Annotated in this window: 18 protein-coding genes and 1 pseudogene; 8 read left to right on the top strand and 11 right to left on the bottom strand. The window is 32.2% G+C overall.

The genetic code is table 11. The features are described 5' to 3' along the window. Window positions 1-102: 102 nt before the first annotated feature. From ACKOWY_RS06015 to ACKOWY_RS05980, 8 genes are all read left to right on the top strand, one after another. On the top strand, window positions 103-738 hold the full coding sequence (locus ACKOWY_RS06015) for a Crp/Fnr family transcriptional regulator (RefSeq protein ID WP_408940535.1): 636 nt from the start codon (window positions 103-105) through the stop codon (window positions 736-738). Between the two features lie 64 nt (window positions 739-802). Beyond that, window positions 803-1,606, top strand: a complete 804-nt coding sequence (locus ACKOWY_RS06010; RefSeq protein WP_408940534.1) for a sulfite exporter TauE/SafE family protein — start codon at window positions 803-805, stop codon at window positions 1,604-1,606. A gap of 125 nt (window positions 1,607-1,731) precedes the next feature. After that, the gene (locus tag ACKOWY_RS06005; RefSeq protein WP_408940533.1) at window positions 1,732-3,138 is read left to right on the top strand and encodes an MBL fold metallo-hydrolase; all 1,407 of its coding nucleotides are present in this window, start codon (window positions 1,732-1,734) and stop codon (window positions 3,136-3,138) included. 288 nt (window positions 3,139-3,426) lie between these two features. Next, window positions 3,427-3,597, top strand: coding sequence for a hypothetical protein (locus tag ACKOWY_RS06000; RefSeq protein WP_408940532.1), 171 nt, complete (start codon window positions 3,427-3,429; stop codon window positions 3,595-3,597). A gap of 109 nt (window positions 3,598-3,706) precedes the next feature. Continuing rightward, window positions 3,707-4,369, top strand: coding sequence for a YggS family pyridoxal phosphate-dependent enzyme (locus tag ACKOWY_RS05995; protein ID WP_408940531.1), 663 nt, complete (start codon window positions 3,707-3,709; stop codon window positions 4,367-4,369). Window positions 4,370-4,410: 41 nt separating this feature from the next. Beyond that, a complete protein-coding gene (locus ACKOWY_RS05990) occupies window positions 4,411-5,772 on the top strand; it encodes an exonuclease domain-containing protein (protein WP_408940530.1) in 1,362 nt (453 codons plus the stop codon). Next, window positions 5,772-6,707: a tRNA (adenosine(37)-N6)-dimethylallyltransferase MiaA gene (gene miaA, locus ACKOWY_RS05985; RefSeq protein WP_408940529.1), complete on the top strand. Its 936-nt coding sequence runs from the start codon at window positions 5,772-5,774 to the stop codon at window positions 6,705-6,707. Before ACKOWY_RS05990 ends, miaA begins: the two co-directional genes overlap by 1 nt. Next, window positions 6,698-7,423 (top strand): acyl-[acyl-carrier-protein] thioesterase, encoded by a 726-nt coding sequence (locus ACKOWY_RS05980; protein WP_408940528.1) that lies wholly within the window; start codon window positions 6,698-6,700, stop codon window positions 7,421-7,423. Before miaA ends, ACKOWY_RS05980 begins: the two co-directional genes overlap by 10 nt. A 126-nt stretch (window positions 7,424-7,549) precedes the next feature. On the opposite strand, the gene ACKOWY_RS05975 is transcribed toward ACKOWY_RS05980, so the two are convergent. The 11 genes and pseudogenes from ACKOWY_RS05975 to ACKOWY_RS05925 form a co-directional block, all read right to left on the bottom strand. Beyond that, a complete protein-coding gene (locus tag ACKOWY_RS05975) occupies window positions 7,550-8,254 on the bottom strand; it encodes a response regulator transcription factor (protein WP_408940527.1) in 705 nt (234 codons plus the stop codon). 5 nt (window positions 8,255-8,259) lie between these two features. Then, window positions 8,260-9,843, bottom strand: a complete 1,584-nt coding sequence (locus tag ACKOWY_RS05970) for a sensor histidine kinase (RefSeq protein WP_408940526.1) — start codon at window positions 9,841-9,843, stop codon at window positions 8,260-8,262. Window positions 9,844-9,910: 67 nt separating this feature from the next. Beyond that, window positions 9,911-10,585, bottom strand: coding sequence for a dephospho-CoA kinase (gene coaE / locus ACKOWY_RS05965; protein WP_408940538.1), 675 nt, complete (start codon window positions 10,583-10,585; stop codon window positions 9,911-9,913). Between the two features lie 18 nt (window positions 10,586-10,603). Continuing rightward, window positions 10,604-11,599: pseudogene (locus ACKOWY_RS05960) on the bottom strand (glycosyltransferase); the annotation flags it as partial. 87 nt (window positions 11,600-11,686) lie between these two features. Beyond that, window positions 11,687-14,515, bottom strand: coding sequence for a GEVED domain-containing protein (locus ACKOWY_RS05955; RefSeq protein ID WP_408940525.1), 2,829 nt, complete (start codon window positions 14,513-14,515; stop codon window positions 11,687-11,689). Window positions 14,516-14,618: 103 nt separating this feature from the next. Then, window positions 14,619-15,809 carry an enoyl-ACP reductase FabV gene (gene fabV, locus ACKOWY_RS05950; protein ID WP_408940524.1) on the bottom strand — a complete coding sequence of 397 codons (1,191 nt, stop codon included), beginning with the start codon at window positions 15,807-15,809 and terminating at the stop codon, window positions 14,619-14,621. Between the two features lie 75 nt (window positions 15,810-15,884). Beyond that, on the bottom strand, window positions 15,885-17,537 hold the full coding sequence (gene recN, locus ACKOWY_RS05945) for a DNA repair protein RecN (protein ID WP_408940523.1): 1,653 nt from the start codon (window positions 17,535-17,537) through the stop codon (window positions 15,885-15,887). 11 nt (window positions 17,538-17,548) lie between these two features. Then, the gene (locus ACKOWY_RS05940) at window positions 17,549-18,433 is read right to left on the bottom strand and encodes a DUF4835 family protein (RefSeq protein WP_408940522.1); all 885 of its coding nucleotides are present in this window, start codon (window positions 18,431-18,433) and stop codon (window positions 17,549-17,551) included. Beyond that, the gene (coaBC, locus tag ACKOWY_RS05935; protein ID WP_408940521.1) at window positions 18,426-19,634 is read right to left on the bottom strand and encodes a bifunctional phosphopantothenoylcysteine decarboxylase/phosphopantothenate--cysteine ligase CoaBC; all 1,209 of its coding nucleotides are present in this window, start codon (window positions 19,632-19,634) and stop codon (window positions 18,426-18,428) included. Before coaBC ends, ACKOWY_RS05940 begins: the two co-directional genes overlap by 8 nt. Window positions 19,635-19,650: 16 nt before the next feature. Beyond that, window positions 19,651-19,959: a DNA-directed RNA polymerase subunit omega gene (locus tag ACKOWY_RS05930; RefSeq protein ID WP_353083639.1), complete on the bottom strand. Its 309-nt coding sequence runs from the start codon at window positions 19,957-19,959 to the stop codon at window positions 19,651-19,653. Window positions 19,960-19,967: 8 nt separating this feature from the next. After that, window positions 19,968-20,762, bottom strand: coding sequence for an outer membrane protein assembly factor BamD (locus ACKOWY_RS05925; protein ID WP_408940520.1), 795 nt, complete (start codon window positions 20,760-20,762; stop codon window positions 19,968-19,970). Between the last annotated feature and the right edge of the window lie 70 nt (window positions 20,763-20,832).

Here is a 20,832-nt window from a genome sequence, read left to right as displayed (position 1 = left end):
ATCGAATTCGATGCCTTTAAAAATGAGTCAGGGTCGAATAGCTTTGCACTTACTCCCCAAAAATGGATTGAAATGTACGAAAAGGCCTTCGTTAAAAAATAGATGAAGGAACTTCTCACTCCCATTTTCAAAACCGTTTTTGAAGAAAAATTAATTGATGAAATTGCGAATTTTGCAGTTTTCAAAAATTTTATTGAAGGTGAAATTCTTTTAGACATTGGAAACTCGTCAAATTGGATGCCTTTGCTCTTAAATGGAACTTTAAAAATATCTCGTGAAGATAAACATCAAGGCGAATTACTTTTATATTTTATTGAAAAAGGAGATACCTGTGCCATAACACTAACCAGTTGCTTCAACAAATCTAAAAGTGAAATTCGCGCCACTGCTGAAACAACTGGACAAATAGTTTTTATTCCACTTGATAAAATGGAAGATTGGTTGGAAACATTTTCTAGTTGGCGCAACTTTATTTTTTTTAGTTACAACAACCGAATGAAAGAAATGTTAACCGCAATAGATTCGATTGCGTTTTTGAGTTTGGAAGATCGAATTTGGAGTTATTTAATAGATAAATCTAAAATCAAAAACACAAGGGACATACATTGTACGCACCATGAAATTGCTATAGATTTAAATAGTTCAAGGGTTGTAATTTCAAGAATATTGAAACTTTTAGAACAAAAAAATCGAATTCAATTAAGACAAGGTATAATTACGCTAAAAGATCAAATCTAAAATTGATTAAATTTTTGAATTGAAATGTTGTATTTTTACAATTCAATAAATGCCCTAAATAGAAATGGAATTAAATCTGTTAATTGGTTACCTTTTTGCAACATTGGTTGGTATAACCTTAGGATTAATTGGTAGTGGAGGTTCCATATTATCTGTTCCTATTTTAGTATACATTCTAGGGATAGAACCTATTTTAGCCACTGCTTATTCCCTATTTATTGTTGGAACAACGGCTTTATTTGGAGGAATCCAAAAAGCAAAACAAAAATTAGTTGATTTCCAAATGGTGATTTTATTTGGTGTCCCAACTATTCTAAGTGTTTTTATAACACGAAGAATAATTGTGCCAAAATTACCCGAAATTATCTTCTCAACTTCTTTTTTCACCATGCATAAATCGGTGTTCATCATGATCGTTTTTGCTGTCGTGATGATTTTGGCTTCTATCAGAATGATACGACCAATTCGAATTGAAATTCAAGAAACCAACACTAAATTAAATTACAGCAAAATAATATTACAAGGGATTCTGATTGGATTAGTTGCAGGATTTGTAGGTGCTGGAGGCGGGTTTTTAATAATTCCAGCATTGCTTTTTCTAGCCAAAACGCCTATGAAAAAAGCAGTTGGAACTTCTTTATTTATTGTTGCCGCACAATCTTTAATAGGATTTTTAGGTGATTTACGAAGTGATCAAACTCTCGGTTGGAATTTACTCCTTACTTTCACTATCTGCTCAATAATTGGTGTTTTTATTGGTAGTTTTTTGTCAAAAAAAATAACCGGTGACAAACTAAAAACTGGATTTGGATGGTTTGTGTTATTCATGGGTGTTTATATTATATTGAAAGAATTATTCTTAAAATAAAGTATATTTTTAGGTTTTTATTAGGATTCATTTAAATCGGAATCACTACAATATTCCCTAACTTTGTAACAAAGGTTACCAATATCATAGGAAAGCCTTAATATCTTTACATAAAATTATTGCATATGAAAATTGAACAAATTTATACTGGATGTTTAGCACAAGGTGCTTATTACATTGAAAGCAATGGTGAAGTTGCTATTATTGATCCGTTGCGTGAAGTTCAACCTTATATTGATAAAGCAAATGCAGACAATGCAACAATAAAATACATTTTTGAAACCCACTTTCATGCCGATTTCGTTAGCGGACATGTTACTCTTGCTCAAAAAACAGGTGCGCCCATAGTTTTTGGACCAAATGCTACACCGGAATATGATTCAATTGTTGCTACTGATGGGCAAGTTTTTCAGTTGGGAGAAATTACCATTACTTGTTTGCACACCCCAGGGCATACCATGGAAAGTTCGTGTTATTTATTGAAAGACAAGACAGGAAAAGATTACGCTTTATTTAGTGGAGACACCGTATTTTTAGGTGATGTAGGAAGACCCGATTTAGCTCAAAAAGCAGCTCATATGACCCAAGAAGAATTAGCAGGAATTCTGTTTGATAGTATTCGAACTAAGATCATGCCTCTTGCAGATGATGTAATCATCTATCCCGCTCATGGTGCCGGAAGCGCATGTGGAAAAAATTTAAGCAAAGAAACTGTGGGCACAATTGGAGACCAAAAAGCTACTAATTATGCACTTCGTGCAAACATGACAAGAGAAGAGTTTATTGCTGAAGTTACAGATGGTTTACTTCCTCCACCCGCCTATTTCCCTATGAATGTAAAATTAAATAAGGAAGGATACGAGAATGTTGAAACCATAATTAACAATGCCAAAGCGCTTAGTGCAAAAGAATTTGAAATTGTGGCAAATGAAACAAACGCACTTATATTAGACGTAAGAAATGAAAATGACTTTGCACAAGGACATATTCCAAACTCGATTTTCATAGGAATTCATGGCGCTTTTGCCCCGTGGGTTGGAGCCTTAATATTGGATTTTAAACAACCTATTTTATTGGTTACCCCAGAGGGCAAGGAAACCGAAACCATAAAACGATTAGCACGCGTTGGCTATGATGCTACAATCGGATATTTAGAAGGAGGAATAGACGCATGGAAAAATTCCGGATTTGAAATAGACACTGTAAATTGTATTTCGGCTGAAACCTTAGAAGAAAAACTAAAAGAAGAAATAGCTGTATTTGATGTAAGAAAACCGGGGGAATTTTCTGCCGAACATTTAAATGAAGCTCCATCAACGCCACTTGATTACTTGAACGAGCACCTCTCTGAATTTCCAAAAGATATAGAATTTTATTTGTTCTGTGCTGGAGGATATCGTTCTATGATTGCGGCTTCGATTTTAAAAGCAAGAGGATACAATAATGTGATTAATGTGAACGGTGGATTCGCAGCAATTAAAAAAACCGGAATTAAAACATCGGAATTTGTTTGTCCTTCTACTTTGAAGTAATGAAAAATAGATTATTTACAAATTGGAATTTACTCCGAATAATTCGATTGGGGTTCGCTTTAATTTTATTTACACAAGCAGCAGATAAATTTGAGTGGTATTTAGTTGTTTTTGGATTATTTTTTCTAATTCAGGCAGTATTTAATTTTGGTTGTGGACCAAATGGATGTCTAATTCCTAGAAATTCAAAAAACAATTAAAACATTATGATATTTTTTTGAAATTCAAATTATTTTTTTGATACATTTGAATTCAATCTTTATAAATCAATTTAAAAACAATAAAAAAATGAAAAAAGTAATTTCAGCTATGGCTATCGCAGCTTTCTTATTTGCTGCTAACGTAAATGCACAAGAAAAACAAGAGAAAAAAGAGTGCAGTAAAAAAGAAATGAAATCATGCGCTAAAGACAAAAAAGGCGGATGTTGTTCAGGAAAAAAAATGGAAGAGAAAAAATAATTCTATAAATTTTTCATAAAAAAGTGTTTGAGAAATCAAGCACTTTTTTTTATGAATAAACCCAAGACTGCCGAGTTTTAACTATTTTTGTATTTCATAATTTGATATCATGTCAATAGCCCAAAATCTTTTACAAATAAAATCTCAACTTCCCAATTCGGTTACTTTAGTAGCCGTTTCTAAAACCAAACCGGTAAGTGATTTAATGGAAGCCTATACTGCAGGTCAGCTTATTTTTGGAGAAAATAAAATCCAAGAAATGACCGAAAAATGGGAACAGATGCCCAAAGAAATTCAGTGGCACATGATTGGACATGTACAAACAAATAAGGTTAAGTACATGGCGGAATATGTTAGTTTAATTCATGGCGTCGATAGTTTGAAACTCCTTCAAGAAATCAATAAGCAAGCCCAAAAATACAATCGTGTAATTGACTGTTTATTGCAAATGTATATTGCAAACGAGGAAACCAAATTTGGCTTAAACGAATCTGAATTACTAGAAATAATAAGTTCCAATGAATTTAAAGAATTAAAAAACATTCGAATTGTTGGGCTCATGGGAATGGCAAGTTTTACAAATGATCAAAATCAAATTGAAGCTGAATTTCAGCATTTGAAAGCACTTTTTGATAATATTAATAGTAACGAAATTTCAAACCTTAAACTAGATATACTTTCCATGGGGATGTCTGGCGATTATGAGCTGGCTATTTCTTGCGGAAGCAACATGGTTCGAATAGGAAGTAGTATCTTTGGAACTAGGAATTAAAATTCCTATGGAATGACAAACTGAAAACTGAAAACTGAAATTTGTACGCAATAATTGACATAGAGACAACAGGAGGGCAATTCAACGAAGAAGGAATTACCGAAATTGCTATATACAAATATGACGGCTACGAAATTATAGATCAATTCATTAGCTTAATCAATCCAGAAAAACCAATCCAGCCTTTTGTAGTGAAACTCACAGGCATCAATAATGCCATGTTGCGTTCGGCACCAAAATTTTATGAAGTGGCCAAACGCATTATTGAAATCACAGAAGATTGCATTTTAGTTGCACATAACACCTCATTTGATTATCGAATATTACGCACCGAATTCAATCGCTTGGGATATGATTTTGTAAAACCTACTCTTTGCACGGTAGAATTATCAAAGAAATTAATTCCCGAACAACCATCCTATAGCTTAGGAAAATTAGTTCGTGCATTGGGAATACCAATGTCAGACAGGCATCGAGCGAGTGGCGATGCATTGGCAACAGTAAAATTATTTCAATTGCTTTTAGCTAAGGATACCGAAAAAGAAATATTAATTGGATTAATCAAAGCGGAAATTAAAAGCGGACTTTCACCTAAACTTTTAGATATTGTTGAGAGTTTACCTAACAAAACCGGTATTTATTACATCCACAATGAAAAAGGGGATTTAATTTATATTGGAAAAAGTAAAAATATTAAGAAAAGGGTCAACCAACATTTTACAGGTAAAAACAATAAAAGCAAAAAAATACAAGCACAAGTATTTACGGTAACCTATGAAGAAACCGGAAGCGAATTGGTTGCTTTATTAAAAGAAAGTGAAGAAATAAAAATCAATAAACCTATATATAATCGAGCGCAACGAAAAAGCATTTTTCAATGGGCTTTGTATGAAGTGCTTGATGATAATGGATATTTGAATCTAAAACTTCAAAAAGCTGATGGTAGAAAAAAAGAAATTACTTCTTATACATCCCTGCAAGAAGGAAAAAATTCATTGTTTCGAATTACAGAAAAATATAATTTATGTCAGAAGTTAAACGGACTGTATGAAACCCAAAATGGTTGTTTTCAACATAAAATAAATGAATGCAATGGTGCTTGCCTAGGCAAAGAAACACCAGAAGAATACAATCTAAGAGTTGAAGAATTTCTGAATGAAATGAGTTTCAATAATCAGAATAAAATCATCGTTGATCGCGGTAGAAAGATCAATGAACGAAGTGCAGTATTAATTGAAAATGGGATTTATAAAGGATATTGCTTTTTTGATTTGAATTATCAAATAACCAATATGGAAGTGTTTAAAAACATCTTAATTCCGATGCAAAACAATCGCGATACGCGTTCTATCATTCAGGGTTATTTAAGAAAAAATAGAGTTCAAAAAATTATTACTTTTTAATGGCTCAAAATTATTTAATTACCATAATTGGCCCTACTGCAATTGGCAAAACTTCGTTAAGTATTGACTTGGCAAACCATTTTGGTTGTGAAATACTATCTTGTGATAGTCGGCAGTTTTTTAAAGAAATGAAAATTGGAACTGCGGTACCTACTGCTAATGAATTGAAAGCCGCACCACACCATTTTATTCAAAACAAATCGATTTTTGAAAGCTATTCGGTTGGTGACTTTGAAAAAGAAGCACTGGTTCAACTTGATGCTTTATTTAAAAAAAATAACATCCAAATATTAGTTGGGGGTTCTGGTTTGTATGTAGATGCAATTTTAAAGGGACTTGATTCCTTTCCTGATATTGACCCAAAGATTCGTGAAGAAGTACGTTTAACTTATGAAGAAAAAGGTTTGGATTACCTTGTTGGTGCTTTAAAAGAATTGGATTCTAACTATTATTATTTACTTTTGGAAACCAATCCACAAACCTTGCAAAATCCGCACAGAATGATGCGCTTTGTGGAAGTTTGCTTGGGTACAGGAAAACCCTATTCAACTTATTTGAATAAAAATTCAACAAGTAGAAACTTTACTCCTATAATAATTGGTTTGGAAGCCAATAGAGAAATTATGTACCAGCGAATAAACCAAAGAGTTGATCTAATGATGGAAGAAGGACTGCTCAAAGAAGCTGAATCACTTGTTCAATATAAAGAATTAAACGCCTTGCAAACGGTTGGATACAGAGAACTTTTTGATTATTTTGAAGGGAAATCAACTTTAGATTTAGCAATTGAAGAAATAAAGAAAAATACAAGACGCTTTTCTAAAAGGCAGTTAACTTGGTTTAAGAGAACTGAAAATGCTGTATGGTTTGATTATTTAACCGATAGAAAAGAGATTGCAAATTACGTTGAAAATTATATTGAAAAATGCCAATAGCATCCAACTTCACATCGACATTATCTAGAGATTGGGAAATTAATTTTTTGCAATGCTATCCCAGTGGGTATTTAAAGTACACTGAATTATGTAATTTATTTCAGCTTACAGCAGCTGCGCATTCTGAGCTTGGTGGAATTAGCTTTAGTGACATGCAAGATTATGATCAGTCGTGGGTATTGAGTAAAATGCGAATTGAAATCAAGCAATTACCAAAATGGAAAGATAACGTAACGGTAAAAACTTGGATCAATTCATTAGAAAATTCAAGATCTACTCGTTGTTTAGAATTGTATTTGGGGGATGAAAAAATTGTGGGTTGCGAAACCTATTGGGCAGTTTTTAACACTACTACCCGAAGACCTGAAACCTTGGCATTGCCTCATGAACACTTTGAAATATACCCAGAAAATAGAGCAGTTCATATTGGATTTTCAAAAATTAATATTGCTCAAGAATTTGAACTTGTACAACAACGGGTGGTTCAATTATCGGATTTGGATATTGTAAATCATGCCAATAGTGTGAAATATTTAGAATGGTGCTTGGATTGCTTAGAACCTGAAGTGTTATTAAAGAAGAAAATTACTAGTTTGGATATGAATTACTTGAAAGAAGTATCCTATCTTGAAGCTGTAGCAATTAATAGAAAACAAAATACTTTTACTCTAAGTAAAGAGGGAAAAACTTGTTTTGCATTGGAATTGGAGTATTAATCTCCTTTTTGACACTACTAATCAGCCCTAGCCCAGATAACAATGGAAAGCTTTGCGAAGCAAACTTGAAATGAATAGCTGGAATAGCTCCAAATAAAAAAACTCCAATTTCTTGGAGTTTTTAATTTATTTCTTCACTACTAATCTAAATCCTTCGCCGTGAATATTAAGAATTTCAACGTTTGGATCTTCTTTTAGATATTTACGCAACTTGGCAATATAAACATCCATACTTCTGGAAGTGAAGTAGTTATCGTCTCTCCAAATTTTAGTAAGCGCCAATTCTCTTGGCATTAGATCTTCTACATAGATCGCCAACATTTTAAGCAACTCATTTTCTTTAGGAGACAATTTTATTGGCTCATTTCCTGGGAAATTTAGAAAACGAAGTTTGGAATTTAAATGGAATTTACCAATTTGGAATTCAAATTGAACATTTTCTGGTTTCACCTCTGCCGATTTACGTTGCATGATGGCTTTGATTTTCATCAACAACACTTCCGAGTCGAAAGGCTTGTTAAGGTAATCATCTGCTCCTACTTTATATCCTTTAAGAACATCTTCTTTCATAGTTTTGGCAGTCAGAAAAACAATAGGCACTTCTTTATTTTTATCTCTAATTTCTTTAGCAAGAGTATATCCATCTTTGTAAGGCATCATCACATCCAAAATACACAAATCGAATGTGTCTTTTTTGAATTTTTCAAAACCTTCCATACCATTTTTAGCCAAAGTAACATCAAAGTCATTTAGCATTAAGTAGTCTTTAAGAATCGCACCAAAGTTTTGGTCGTCTTCAACTAATAATATTTTTTTGTTTTCTGCTTCCATATTTTTTAATTTATTAATGGTAATTTAATAATAAACGTACTTCCTTTTCCTTTTTCGCTTTCAACGAAAACTTGACCGTTATGGTCTTCTACAATTCTTTTTACATAAGCAAGACCTAAACCGTGGCCTTTTACATTATGCAAATCTCCAGTGTGCTCGCGATAGAATTTTTCAAAAATTCTTTTTTGTGCAGCTTTGGTCATTCCGGCACCTTGATCTTTTATTTTTATTAAAATAAAATCATTGACATTCTCCGTATAAACATCTATAACAGGATTTTCTGGAGAATATTTTATTGCATTGTCTAAAATGTTTACCAAAACGTTGGTAAAATGCATTTCATTTAATAAAACCGAAGTTCGTGTTGCTTCAAAATGGGTTGTCAAAATACCATTTCGATCTTCAATAATTAAATTAACATGATCAATTGCTGTTTCAATAATATCTTGAATATTTTGAGATTCTTTACTAATGTCTAATTCTTTCTTCTCTAGTTTAGAAATTCTTAGAACATTCTCTACTTGGGCATGCATTCGTTTATTTTCATCACGAATCATTTGCAAATAGCGTAAAATCATATCTTTATTATCAATAACCTTTGGATTTTTAATTGCATCTAAAGCTAAATTTATTGTAGCAATAGGTGTTTTAAATTCATGAGTCATGTTATTAATAAAGTCGGTTTTTATTTCTGAAATCTGACGTTGCTTTATTAACTGTTGCAAGGCATTAGCATAAGCTATGATAATTATTAAAGTAAAAATCACTGATAATAACGTAATTCCTAATATCTCTGAAAACAAGAACTTCTTTTTTTGTGGAAAGGTTACTAACAAAGAGTATTTATTATTTCCATCATTGTCTATAAAGATAGGAATAGAATAAGTAGCATAATTATCATAGGTGAAATGATCTGACTTAATTTTTGTAGCCAATCCATTGCTGTACACATCAAACTCAAAAGGAGTTTTCACACCATATTCAAGCAATTCGTTCTCCAATAGTCTCTGTAACATTTCTTTGGAAACTCTATCTTGGATAGAAAAATTTGCTGCAATATCTTTATAAGCAATTTCAAATTGAGCACTTTCTAAAATATCCAAACTACCTGATTTTTCAATGGTTACATCGGGTGTTATTTTATTTTGAATTTGAGAATTATCAAGTGAGTTGTTATTAAAAATCTCGGTTTTACGCTTGGCTGTGAAACTTTTAATTTTAATACTATCTGCCTTTTTATCAAAGAACGTTGAAAATATATCGTAATCTTCGGATAGAATACTATTCGAATAAATTATGGTTTGATTCGTTTTGGCATTTCGTTGGTAGTAACCATATTCTAATAAATCATTTTTTAAGGGTGCTTTTCCTATACTATCCTTAAGTTTTTTATATTTATTATAAAAGGTGTACTCTTCTTGTTTTTGTAGCTTTTTAGCTACATCCCCTAAAACTTGCTTAACATGAAAACGAAATTGCTCTTCGTTGTTTTCTAGAGAGGTATGAAACCAATATACTTGTACCAAGATTATCCCTAATAAAGATAAACTCATTAACAAGACTAACAATCTAAAAACAAACTTATTCATTATTCAAATTTATAATTTTAACATTTATACTGTTAATGTATTAACCAAACATTAACATTGACTGCTATTATTGTATATTTTTCAAAGAATTAAGAATTTTATCGATTTGTAGTTTTGTTTGCTCAAAATCTTCATTATTAATTACATACTGACTTTTAGCGATTCGTTGCTCATCGGTAAGTTGGTTATTAATTCGTTGCTGCACCTTTTCTCTAGTGGTTGCATCTCTTTGAATTACTCTTTCAATTCGAGTTTCAATAGGAGCACAAATTGTGATTACCGCATCACAATCTTTATAGCTTCCGCTTTCAATAAGTACAGCTGCCTCTTTAACAAGATACGAATAATTTTTATGTTTAACAACCCATCGATCAAAATTGTTTTTGACTGCAGGATGTACAATGGAATTTAGTAATTTAAGTTTGTCTGGGTTATTAAAAACAATTGAAGCAAGTTTTTCTCTATCTAAAGTTCGGTTGGAAGTAACAATACTTTCTCCAAACGCTGCTTCTATTTTAGAAACAATTTCAGGAAGCTCCATTACTTTTTTTGCTTCCAAATCAGAAATATACACAGGGAATCCTTTTGATTGAATGTAATTAGCAACCCAAGTTTTCCCGCTTCCAATCCCACCTGTTAATCCGATGATTTTAGGTTTCTTGGCTTGCTCTTCAACTTTCTCAACTTTTTTTGGCTTAATTACAGTATCTTCTTTATCAAGTATTATTTTTGGTTTATCCAATTCATCAATTGAAGAATTAACTTTAAAAAATAACTCCGGGAATGCAATTTGAGGTTGTTGTCTTAAAAAATGAATTTTAAAATAGGAAGTCATAAATCCAAATCCGTATCCAAAAAATTGTTTCCAAACTGCAACAATAGATAATAGTCCAATTAATGGATTTTTATGTAGCACACTTGACATAATAAAAATTGTAAGAAAATACAGAAAATATAATTTAAGCGGCCAGTCAAAAAGTGCAAAAATCAATACTAAAGAGGCAAATAATCCAATAATAAAAAAAGTTGGAAACCAAAATGTAACTTTACTATACTCGGGATACCATAAATTTAATATGGGCCTTGCTTTTCCAAATTTGGTAACTTGTAACGTGAATTTTTCCCAATCTATTCTTCTTTTATGATAAACAAATGCAGAAGTAAATAATCGAGTTTCGAAGCCTAATTTCCACAAACGAATAGATAAATCGGGATCTTCCCCTGGGTGTATGTTTCCAAATCCTTTGGATTCTTTAAATGCTTTTTTAGAAATTCCCATATTGAAACTTCTAGGTTGAAACTTACTTATTTTTTCGGATCCTCCTCGTATTCCTCCAGTTGTTAGTGTGGAGGTCATGGCAAAATTAATTGCCTTTTGAATATTTGAAAATGAATCTAAAGCAGCATCAGGACCACCAAAACAATCTACATAATTTGATTTTAGTTCTTTTTCAACTTCAGATAAATAATTTTCTGGAATGATACAATCGGAATCAAAGATGATGAAATAATCACCTTTTGCTTTATGCATTCCAAAGTTTCTCGAATCACCGGGACCTGAATTTTCTTTATAATAATAGGATATGATTAATTTATCAGCGAAGGTTGCCACAATTTCTTCGCTTGAAACGGAAGAGCCATCTTCTACAATAACAATTTCGTAATCTTCTTTATAAGTTGATTTTAACAAACTTGCTAATAGTTCGTTAACTTCATCAGGTCTATTATAAACAGGTATTATTATGGAAAAATACATTCGTATAAAATTTTAACAAATATACTATTTCTTAAAAAGAAAAGTCCTGCATAAGCAGGACTTTTAAGAATATTTTAAAACGTAAACTTACTCTTTTATAACTTTGATAGTTTTAACTAATTTATCTGAAGTTATTTTAACCAAATAAGTTCCGGTTGACAATCCAGACATATCTATCTGTCCTTGGTTATCATTAACTGTTTTAACAATCATTTCTTGTCCTAGTAAATTAATTACTTGAACTTTTGAAATGTTTTCAGAATTTGAAATAGTTAAAACATCTTTTACTGGATTTGGATAGAAGGTGAAGTTTGAGTTACTAAAACTTGTATTTGCTAATGAAGCGTCATAAGCAGAAATTTTAAATGTTCCCATCGTATCATTCCCATACTCCCAAACATTTACATAAAGTGTATCACCAGGATTCATATTATTTAATGTAATAAATGAGAATAAACCATCAGAACTTGAATCATCATCACATGCTTCTAAAAACAAACTATTACAATTTCCGCTGTAAACAGCCATCCCAGTATCTAAAATTTGACTTCCATTTGCGCCATCATTATTAGTCTCTAAAGTAAGACTTCCAGAGGCAGGAACTACAACTTGGTACCATACATCTCCACCGTTAAATGAAGCACAGCCAGGAGTTGGTGGATTAGAATTAGTTGCCCATTCGTTTGATCCTGTTACAATGTTATCTCCAAACACACCGCCAACTATTAATGTATCTGGGGTTGAACATTCATCATTTGAAGGAGGTGGAGGCAACGTACTTACACAAACATCAAAAGTTGTAATCTCTGGACTTGAACTATAGGAATATACTCTAACATAATAGGTTTCACCAACAACTAATCCAGATGGAACACTTACGTTAGGATCTGAACATGAATTTGGAACTAATGTTAAATTATCACAATCAGGTCCAGTCCACAATGAATGGTATAAATCGGTAGTAGTACCTACAACATTTATTAAACTAATTTGATGCGCTGTTTGAGTTGCCACAAAAGAGAACCACACATCATCATTAGCATCACCAAAACATGTAGTATCATTTACTGTTGAAGGTGTTGCAGCATTAATAGTTCCTGAAGTAACAATTCCACAATTTAAATCTGGATTTACAGTTAATGGATAAGAATTTATGCAGTCGTCATTACTAGGCGGAATTGCTGTAGTTGTAAAAGTAAATGGACCTGTCCAAACACTATAACCATTACCTTGGCAATTAGCTCTAACATAAAAATCGTATGCCGTTTCAGGGATTAAATTATTAACTAAATAAGGACTAGTTACATTTACACCAGAAGGAGCTCCAACAGGTTCACCACCTCCAGCTAATGTTACATGAACATCCCACATAGTTTCTGTACATCCTGTATTCCAAGATAATAATGCAGAAAATGCACTAATATCACTCACAGATAAACCAGATGGTTGCGGACAAGGAGCAGCAGCTGTAATAGTTACATTGTAATCTTCTGTTTCTCCATATCCATATGATGAACAAGGATCAATTTGATCACCTGCAGTACTATAAACATCTCTAACACGCATTCTATGAACACCTAAAGGAGGCGAACATGACAAAACAATTGGAAAAGTTGCAGTACCATTAGCTCCAATATAAGAAGTAGAATATCCAACTCTTTCTGTTGTATCAAAAACCCCATTATCATTATAATCAATCCAAACAGCAACATTTTGAGAACCAAAAGTCCCAACTGTCACTATTACATTATAATTAGCTCCTGCTTGTAAAGTAGCTGTATAATTTGGTTGACCTGTAAAATGGGTATAAGAAGGACCTGACGTATCTGTTCCTGTATTATTTGACAAAGTAGTATTAGTAATTTCTATATTAGAAATCATATCACCATAAGTAATTCCAGTAGTATAAACTGGTGTACAATAACATGTTAATGGATCATTTAAACCGACCATAACTGGATTACTTGAAAAAGTTAATCCTGAATTGGTACATGTAACAATACATTTATAATAATTTACTGTAGATTGTATTGCAGTGTAAGTGTTTGAAGTTGAATTTCCTGGTGCATTAACATATGAATTAGCAGCTCCTGTAGGAGAAATTTTCCATTGGTAATTTATTCCTGAACCAAGATTATTTTGAAGACTTAATTCAAATGGAACTCCAATACAAACTGTGGAAACAGTTGACACGGTGTCACCCGGCATTGGTAATCCAGTACAGGGAGATGGTGGAGTAAAAGTATATTTAACACCTACTAAACTAGATGTGCTTGAAATAGAGTTATTAGCCGTTCCTCCAGAGACAGTAGCTGTCACGTTTGGACCTGGAGTTACACTCAAAAAAGTATTTGCTCCATTCAATCCTATTGAAGCAGATAAGGTACCAGCATTATCCATTGTAGATCCATAAATAAAATCAATTTCATTAGTGGTTTGGTGTAATACTATTTTGAAACTTGCATAAGCAGAAGAACTTGTAGAACCACTTCCACCAATGTTAACATTATCCCAACCAATTTCTAAAATTTGATTTGGTGATACACCAGAAACTGCATACTGAATACTTCCAGTTCCTCTATTATTATCATCCCAAAAAGGACCAATTAAAGGGCTAAATGCACAAGAATTAGACAAGGAATTCATATAAGACCCAAATCCAATAGTTCCTCCTAAATTTATAAATCCATTAGTATTTACACTAAAGGTAGTGTAATTAACCCCCTCAAATTTAAAAGTAAAACCGATCGGAATACCATTTTCACTTCCATCATCTCCTGTAGCAGCAACATCTGTTCCATTAACAGAATTGTAGGTGTCTGTAGATTCTGAAAAAGAATAAAGTGAAACTTGCTGAGCAAAACCCACATTCATTACCATCAGAATAAATACCCATAAAAAAGTAATTTTCTTCATTATTTATTATTTAATATTAGTAAAGTAAAAGTATAAAAAAAATGCTTGAAATAATAATTTCAAGCATTTTTAATTGTATATTAATTTAATCTTATGTGTTTTCTTAATTAATACTTTGAACCATAACCATTTCATTGGTATCTGCATCATAATTTACGCCTTCAAATCCAAAACCAAATAAATTTAAAAAGTCTTGTTTATATCCTGCTAAATCCCCTATTTCAACTAAATTCTCGGTTGTTGCTTTTTCCCATAACTCCGAAACTTTCGCCTGAACATCTTCACGCATTTCCCAATCATCAATTCGAATTCTTCCATTTGAATCAGTAGGGACCGCTTGACCTGTATATAATCTTTGGCTGTATAATCGTTGAATTTGCTCAATACAACCTTCATGAATTCCTTCAGCTTTCATGATCTTATACAATAATGAAATATATAATGGAATCACAGGAATAGCTGAACTTGCCTGGGTAACTAATGCTTTATTAACCGAAACATAGGCTTTACCATTAATATCTTTTAACGAATCAGTAATTGTAAAAGCTGTAGCCTCCAAATGGTCTTTTGCTCTTCCAATAGTACCTTTTCTATAAACCGCTTCAGTTACAGCAGGCCCAATGTATGAGTAAGCAATTGTAGTTGCTCCTGGAGCTAATAAATTGGCTGCTTTTAATTCATCCATCCACATAGCCCAATCTTCACCCCCCATAACCACAACTGTATTGTCTATATCGTCTTGGTTTGCTGGCTCAATAGACACTTGAGAAACTAAACCCGTATGAAAATCAACTGTTTTATTGCTAAAAGTTCCTCCAATTGGTTTTAAAGTAGAACGATGTAAAACACCTGTATTAGGATGCATTCGTACAGGCGAAGCCAAACTATAAATCACTAAATCAATTTGACCCAAATCAGCTTTAATTGTATCTATAACTTGCTGCTTCACTTCTTTTGAGAAAGCATCTCCATTTATACTTTTAGCATATAGTCCCTCTTTGTGCGCTTCATTTTCAAATGCAGCCGAATTGTACCATCCCGGAGAGGCAGTTTTACCCTCTGTTGGCGCCTTTTCAAAGAACACTCCAATTGTAGAAGCTCCACAACCAAAGGCACTAGAAATTCTTGAAGCCAATCCAAATCCTGTAGAAGCACCTACGACTAATACCCTTTTTGCACCGTCAATTGGACCTTTAGATTTAACATATTCGATTTGATTTTTCACATTTTGTTCGCAACCTTTTGGATGAGCTGTCAAACAAATAAAGCCACGCATTCTTGGTTCTATGATCATAATTTATATAATTTCTAATTAAAATAATTGCTGTTTTTGTTATAAAAAAAGAGCAGACAAATATAATTCTATTTTTTAGTTAAGCAATTCCTTGGCATGATTTAATGCGGTTTCGGTTACATTTGACCCCGACAACATTTGAGCAATTTCAATTACACGCTCTTCATGAGTAAGTAGTTTCAATTCTGAAAGCGTTTGTTCATCTTTAATCACCTTATAAACCTTAATATGCTCCTTCCCTTTTCCAGCAATTTGTGGCAAATGGGTAATGGCAAAAACCTGCATATTAGTACTCATCCCTTTTAATATTTCACCCATTTTATGAGCAATTTCACCTGAAACACCTGTATCGATTTCATCAAAAATAATGGTCGGAAGTTTAGAATATTGCGATAATATTGATTTCACAGCTAGCATAATTCGAGACATTTCACCGCCCGATGCCACTTTTTTAAGGAGACCAAATTCAGATCCTTTATTGGCCGAAAACAAAAATTGAATTTCATCTTTACCATTATAGAGATAAACTTCCTTTTGAATCAATTGAATATCAAATCGTGCATTCACCATTCCAAGAGTAGAAAGAATGTCTTCCATTTTTTTGGTTAACACAGGCAAAGATTTTATTCGGTTATTGTGCAATGTTGTTGCCAAATCATCTAGGTTAGATTCGGTGTTTAGCAATTGCTTCTCTAAAGCACTAATTTCAGATTCTAAAGTCACTGAAGAAATTACTTTTGAATCCAATTCATTTTGAATAACCAATAATTCATCAACTGAATTTACTTGATGTTTTTTTTGTAACGAATAAATCAATTGCAATTTTTCGTTTAACAACTGTAATTCCTCGGGATCGGAATGAACTGATTCGGCTAAACCAGAAATTTCTCTTTCAATATCATCAAATTCAATTAACAAACTAGAAATTCGCTCACTTAAATCACTAAATTCTTGAGAATAAGAGGCAATTTTTTGAATAGAAACTTTAATCTCTTTAAGACCTTGAATTACCCCAAACTGTTCTTGATTAGACAAAGAAAGTATACGAGATAAATTCTCATTTATTAATTCAACATTATTCAGTTTTTCAAACTGCGATTCAAGAAGTTCTTGCTCTCCCGATTTTAACTTTGCAGCCAACAATTCTTCTAACAAAAACGAATTATAATCTTGCTCTTTTGACAAAGAAAGTAACAATTCTCTTTTCGATTTAATGTCAGAATTTATTTTTTTATATACTTTTAATTGAGTAGCATACTCTTCTAAAACAGCTTCATTAGACGCTACCGAATCAATAATTTGGAATTGAACCGAATCATCAGACAATTCCTGAGTTTGATGTTGGGAATGAATATCAATTAAGAAATTGCTTAATTCCTGCAATTCATTGAGATTAACTGGAGTATCGTTAATAAAAGCTCTGGATTTTCCTGAAGGAAGGATCTCTCTTCTTATTATGGTTTCATCTTCGTAATCTAGATCATTTGCAATAAAAAAATCTTTAAGATGATAATTAGCAATGTTAAAATGCGCTTCGATTACACATTTTTCCTCTTTATTTTTTAGTGATGATAAATCAGCTCTTTTTCCTAAAACCAATCCTAAAGCTCCGAGCAATATGGACTTCCCCGCTCCTGTTTCGCCTGAAATAACTGAAAATCCATCAGAAAACCGGACGGATAATTTTTCAATCAAAGCAAAATTTTCAATAGATAAGGATACTATCATAAACTGACTTCCTATTTAATATTTGCCCATTTAGTGGAATTAGTTGGAGAAATTTTAGACAATTCATCAACCAACCCTTCAAGAGGAACACTAGGTCCAGCAGTAAATATTGAAACAATTTCATCTGCTTTAGCGTCAAAAAATATTCTAGCTAAATAGGAATTCGGACGAATTTCATGCAATCCACTTAAAGAATTAAAAGAACTTAATATTGCCTCCTTAGCAGACTTCAAATCCTTACTCATCATATCCAATCCATTAAAATGATATTGAAACATTGTTTCTCTTATAGGCTTGAATGTGGTAGATAAAAAATCGTTAACTAAATAATATCGATTATTGGTTTTGCTCGTTTGAGACCACCCTGAACCACCACTTGGTGCAGCTAAATTTAATATTTGTTGCGCTGATTGAAAATAATCTGTTCCGCTGTCTAAATCGAAAGTTTCAGCATCAGCTCCTAAGATGATATAACTATAAAATGCAATGGTAGATATTAAATTCGATTCGTAAGTATTTGGACTATAAAAAAGATTTTGAAATTCTACATATTGAAAATTAAAATCGTTATCGTTAATATTCAATATTGGAGTAGTAAAGCTTGAATTATGAACCGGTCGCGAACTTTGCACCTGTATAGTTGCTTCAAAATTATTGGAATCGTAAGAATTTAAAGTAATAAACATTGAGCAGTTTATTCTTTCATTTGGCTTGAATGTTTTTTCCGTCCAAACTGTTTTGTTTACAAATTCATTTAAAGAAGTCTCTAAACTTTTAAAAATTTGGTTGTTGGTATTGGTGATTTTATCATAATTAATAATCACTTTGCAATTCAACTCTTGAGAATGTGCAATTGCAAAAAGACAAACAAAAAGAAAACTAAAAATTTTACGCATGATAATGTTTTATTACTTTATTCAATATATCTATTGCAACCTCTTCTTTCAACTTTAATTCTTTAGGTTCAATATTGAAGTTTTTATCAATAAATGTAACCTTATTTGTAGTACCTCCAAATCCAGCCCCTGCATCTTGAAGCGAATTTAAAACTATCAAATCTAAGTTTTTTTTCTGAATTTTCAACTTTGCATTTTCAATTTCATTTTCTGTCTCCAATGCAAAACCTATTAGAAATTGATTTTTCTTTGTTTCCCCTATGGCAGCTAAAATATCTTTAGTTTTTTCAAGCTCTATTGAAAATGTATCTTCCGATTTTTTAATTTTATGATTAGCTGTAGTTTTTGGTCTGTAGTCTGCAACAGCAGCTGCTGCAATGACCACATCCATTTTTTCATACCACTCCATACAATGATCATACATTTCTTGAGCCGAAACAACTGGCACTACCTTAATCAGATCATTATTAACGGAAAGTGCTGTAGGACCCGAGATCAATGTTACTTCGGCACCTAAATTGGATGCTTCATTAGCCAAGTCATACCCCATTTTACCACTTGAATGATTCCCAATAAAACGTACAGGATCTATAGATTCGTATGTAGGACCAGCAGTTATTAATATTTTTTTTCCTCTAAGAGGTAAACTTTTAGACAAATCGGCTTCTAAAAAAGCAACAATATTCTCTGGCTCAGCCATTCTACCTTCACCACTTAATCCACTTGCTAACTCACCACTTTCCGCTGGAATCATTATATTTCCAAATTGCGATAACGTATTGAACGATTGAATTGTAGAAGGATGTTTATACATATCTAAATCCATTGCAGGTGCAAAATAAACGGGGCATTTAGCAGATAAATAAGTTGCTAGAACTAAATTATCGCACGTGCCATTCGCCATTTTAGATAAGGTATTGGCTGTTGCAGGTGCAATAACCATCAAATCTCCCCATAATCCAATATCAACATGGTTATTCCATTTTGAACCATTTTCTTCATCAAAAAAAGTGGAGTAAACTGGATTTTTTGAAAGCGTTGAAAGTGTTAAGGGGGTTATAAAATCTAAAGAAGCAGGTGTCATAATCACTTGGACCTGAGCACCTGCTTTTATAAATAATCGAACTAAATTTGCTGTTTTGTAAGCGGCAATTCCACCAGTTATTCCCAGTATAATTTTCTTACCCCTTAATACAGACATAGCTCTATTGGTTTGTTTATTCTTTGTAATAAATCTTTCCGTCTAACCACTCTTGAACAGCTAAAGCGTGTGGTTTTGGAAGCTTTTCGTAGAATTTTGAAACTTCAATTTGTTCTTTATTTTCAAAAACTTCTTCTAAACTATCATTGTAAGTAGCAAATTCTTCTAACTTCTCAATTAACTCTTTTTTAATTTCAGAATTAATTTGATTTGATCTTTTAGCAATAATTGTAATTGCTTCGTAAACATTACCAGTTGGTTCTTCTATAACATTTTTATTATAAGTTATAGTGTTTACTGGAGCATTTGTTTTCTTTAAATCCATGGATGTAATTATTTAGAAAATTGTTGTAAATCTTTATCTATTTTAGCTAACATGTCATCAGCTTGTGTTTTGTATTTTGTATCTGCTTTAAACTTATTTAAACTCGCATAAGCAGATTTAGCGTTTCTTAGACGTTCTTCCATTTTAGAAGGAATACTGTTTATTGCCAACTTATAAGCTGAATCTAATTTATAATACAAGGCATCCTCTTTGAATGAAGTACCTGGAAAATCTGAAATAAAATTATCAAAAGCTATTTGTGCCGCTTTAAAATCTGAAATCGTATTGTATTGTTTGGCATTTTCAAATGCTTTTTTCTCCAACTTATAACGCATTTCCTTTACTAGAGCATTTGCCTCTGGTAAATAAGCTGAATTAGGATAGGTATCAATGAAATTTTGAAGTTTATCCACAGCTTTATCTGTATCCGTTTGATCCAAACTATATACTGGAGATAATTTTGTAAAACATTGAGCACCTAAAAATAATGCTTCTTCTTGTTTTTCACTTTTTGGATAGCTAGATGCAAAACTTTCAAATTGATATCCCGCTAAATAATATTGTTTTGTTTTGTAATACGATTGAGAATACATATAAAACAATTTCTCTGCTTGTGGTTTTCCCTTGTATGAAGGAGCAATTTGTTCAAATAAACGAATTGCTTTTTCGTATTTTGCTTTATCATACATCTTTACAGACACCTCATATTTAATAGCAATATCATCTGTTTTTAATGCTTTTTGATATTCGCTACAAGACGAAATAAAAACAACCAATACAATAAGTGAAATTATTTTTTTCATTTTTTTCTTAAATGGATTCGTTTTTAATTTATTTTGGATACTAGCTCCTAAAAAACGAACCGCAAAAATA

The organism is Flavobacterium sp. (assembly GCF_046073885.1).
In the GTDB taxonomy this organism is placed as follows: Bacteria; Bacteroidota; Bacteroidia; order Flavobacteriales; family Flavobacteriaceae; genus Flavobacterium.
Note: the sequence above shows the minus strand (reverse complement) of the source record. Positions and strands in the feature narration are given on the sequence as shown.

Bases quoted from the DNA above. Each gene is read 5' to 3' on its own strand.
- ACKOWY_RS06015 (WP_408940535.1), top strand. From the start codon at position 103: ATGAAGGAACTTCTCACTCCCATTTTCAAAACCGTTTTTGAAGAAAAA.
- ACKOWY_RS06010 (WP_408940534.1), top strand. From the start codon at position 803: ATGGAATTAAATCTGTTAATTGGTTACCTTTTTGCAACATTGGTTGGT.
- ACKOWY_RS06005 (WP_408940533.1), top strand. From the start codon at position 1,732: ATGAAAATTGAACAAATTTATACTGGATGTTTAGCACAAGGTGCTTAT.
- ACKOWY_RS06000 (WP_408940532.1), top strand. From the start codon at position 3,427: ATGAAAAAAGTAATTTCAGCTATGGCTATCGCAGCTTTCTTATTTGCT.
- ACKOWY_RS05995 (WP_408940531.1), top strand. From the start codon at position 3,707: ATGTCAATAGCCCAAAATCTTTTACAAATAAAATCTCAACTTCCCAAT.
- miaA (WP_408940529.1), top strand. From the start codon at position 5,772: ATGGCTCAAAATTATTTAATTACCATAATTGGCCCTACTGCAATTGGC.
- ACKOWY_RS05980 (WP_408940528.1), top strand. From the start codon at position 6,698: ATGCCAATAGCATCCAACTTCACATCGACATTATCTAGAGATTGGGAA.
- ACKOWY_RS05975 (WP_408940527.1), bottom strand. From the start codon at position 8,254: ATGGAAGCAGAAAACAAAAAAATATTATTAGTTGAAGACGACCAAAAC.
- ACKOWY_RS05970 (WP_408940526.1), bottom strand. From the start codon at position 9,843: ATGAATAAGTTTGTTTTTAGATTGTTAGTCTTGTTAATGAGTTTATCT.
- ACKOWY_RS05955 (WP_408940525.1), bottom strand. From the start codon at position 14,515: ATGAAGAAAATTACTTTTTTATGGGTATTTATTCTGATGGTAATGAAT.
- fabV (WP_408940524.1), bottom strand. From the start codon at position 15,809: ATGATCATAGAACCAAGAATGCGTGGCTTTATTTGTTTGACAGCTCAT.
- recN (WP_408940523.1), bottom strand. From the start codon at position 17,537: ATGATAGTATCCTTATCTATTGAAAATTTTGCTTTGATTGAAAAATTA.
- ACKOWY_RS05940 (WP_408940522.1), bottom strand. From the start codon at position 18,433: ATGCGTAAAATTTTTAGTTTTCTTTTTGTTTGTCTTTTTGCAATTGCA.
- coaBC (WP_408940521.1), bottom strand. From the start codon at position 19,634: ATGTCTGTATTAAGGGGTAAGAAAATTATACTGGGAATAACTGGTGGA.
- ACKOWY_RS05930 (WP_353083639.1), bottom strand. From the start codon at position 19,959: ATGGATTTAAAGAAAACAAATGCTCCAGTAAACACTATAACTTATAAT.
- ACKOWY_RS05925 (WP_408940520.1), bottom strand. From the start codon at position 20,762: ATGAAAAAAATAATTTCACTTATTGTATTGGTTGTTTTTATTTCGTCT.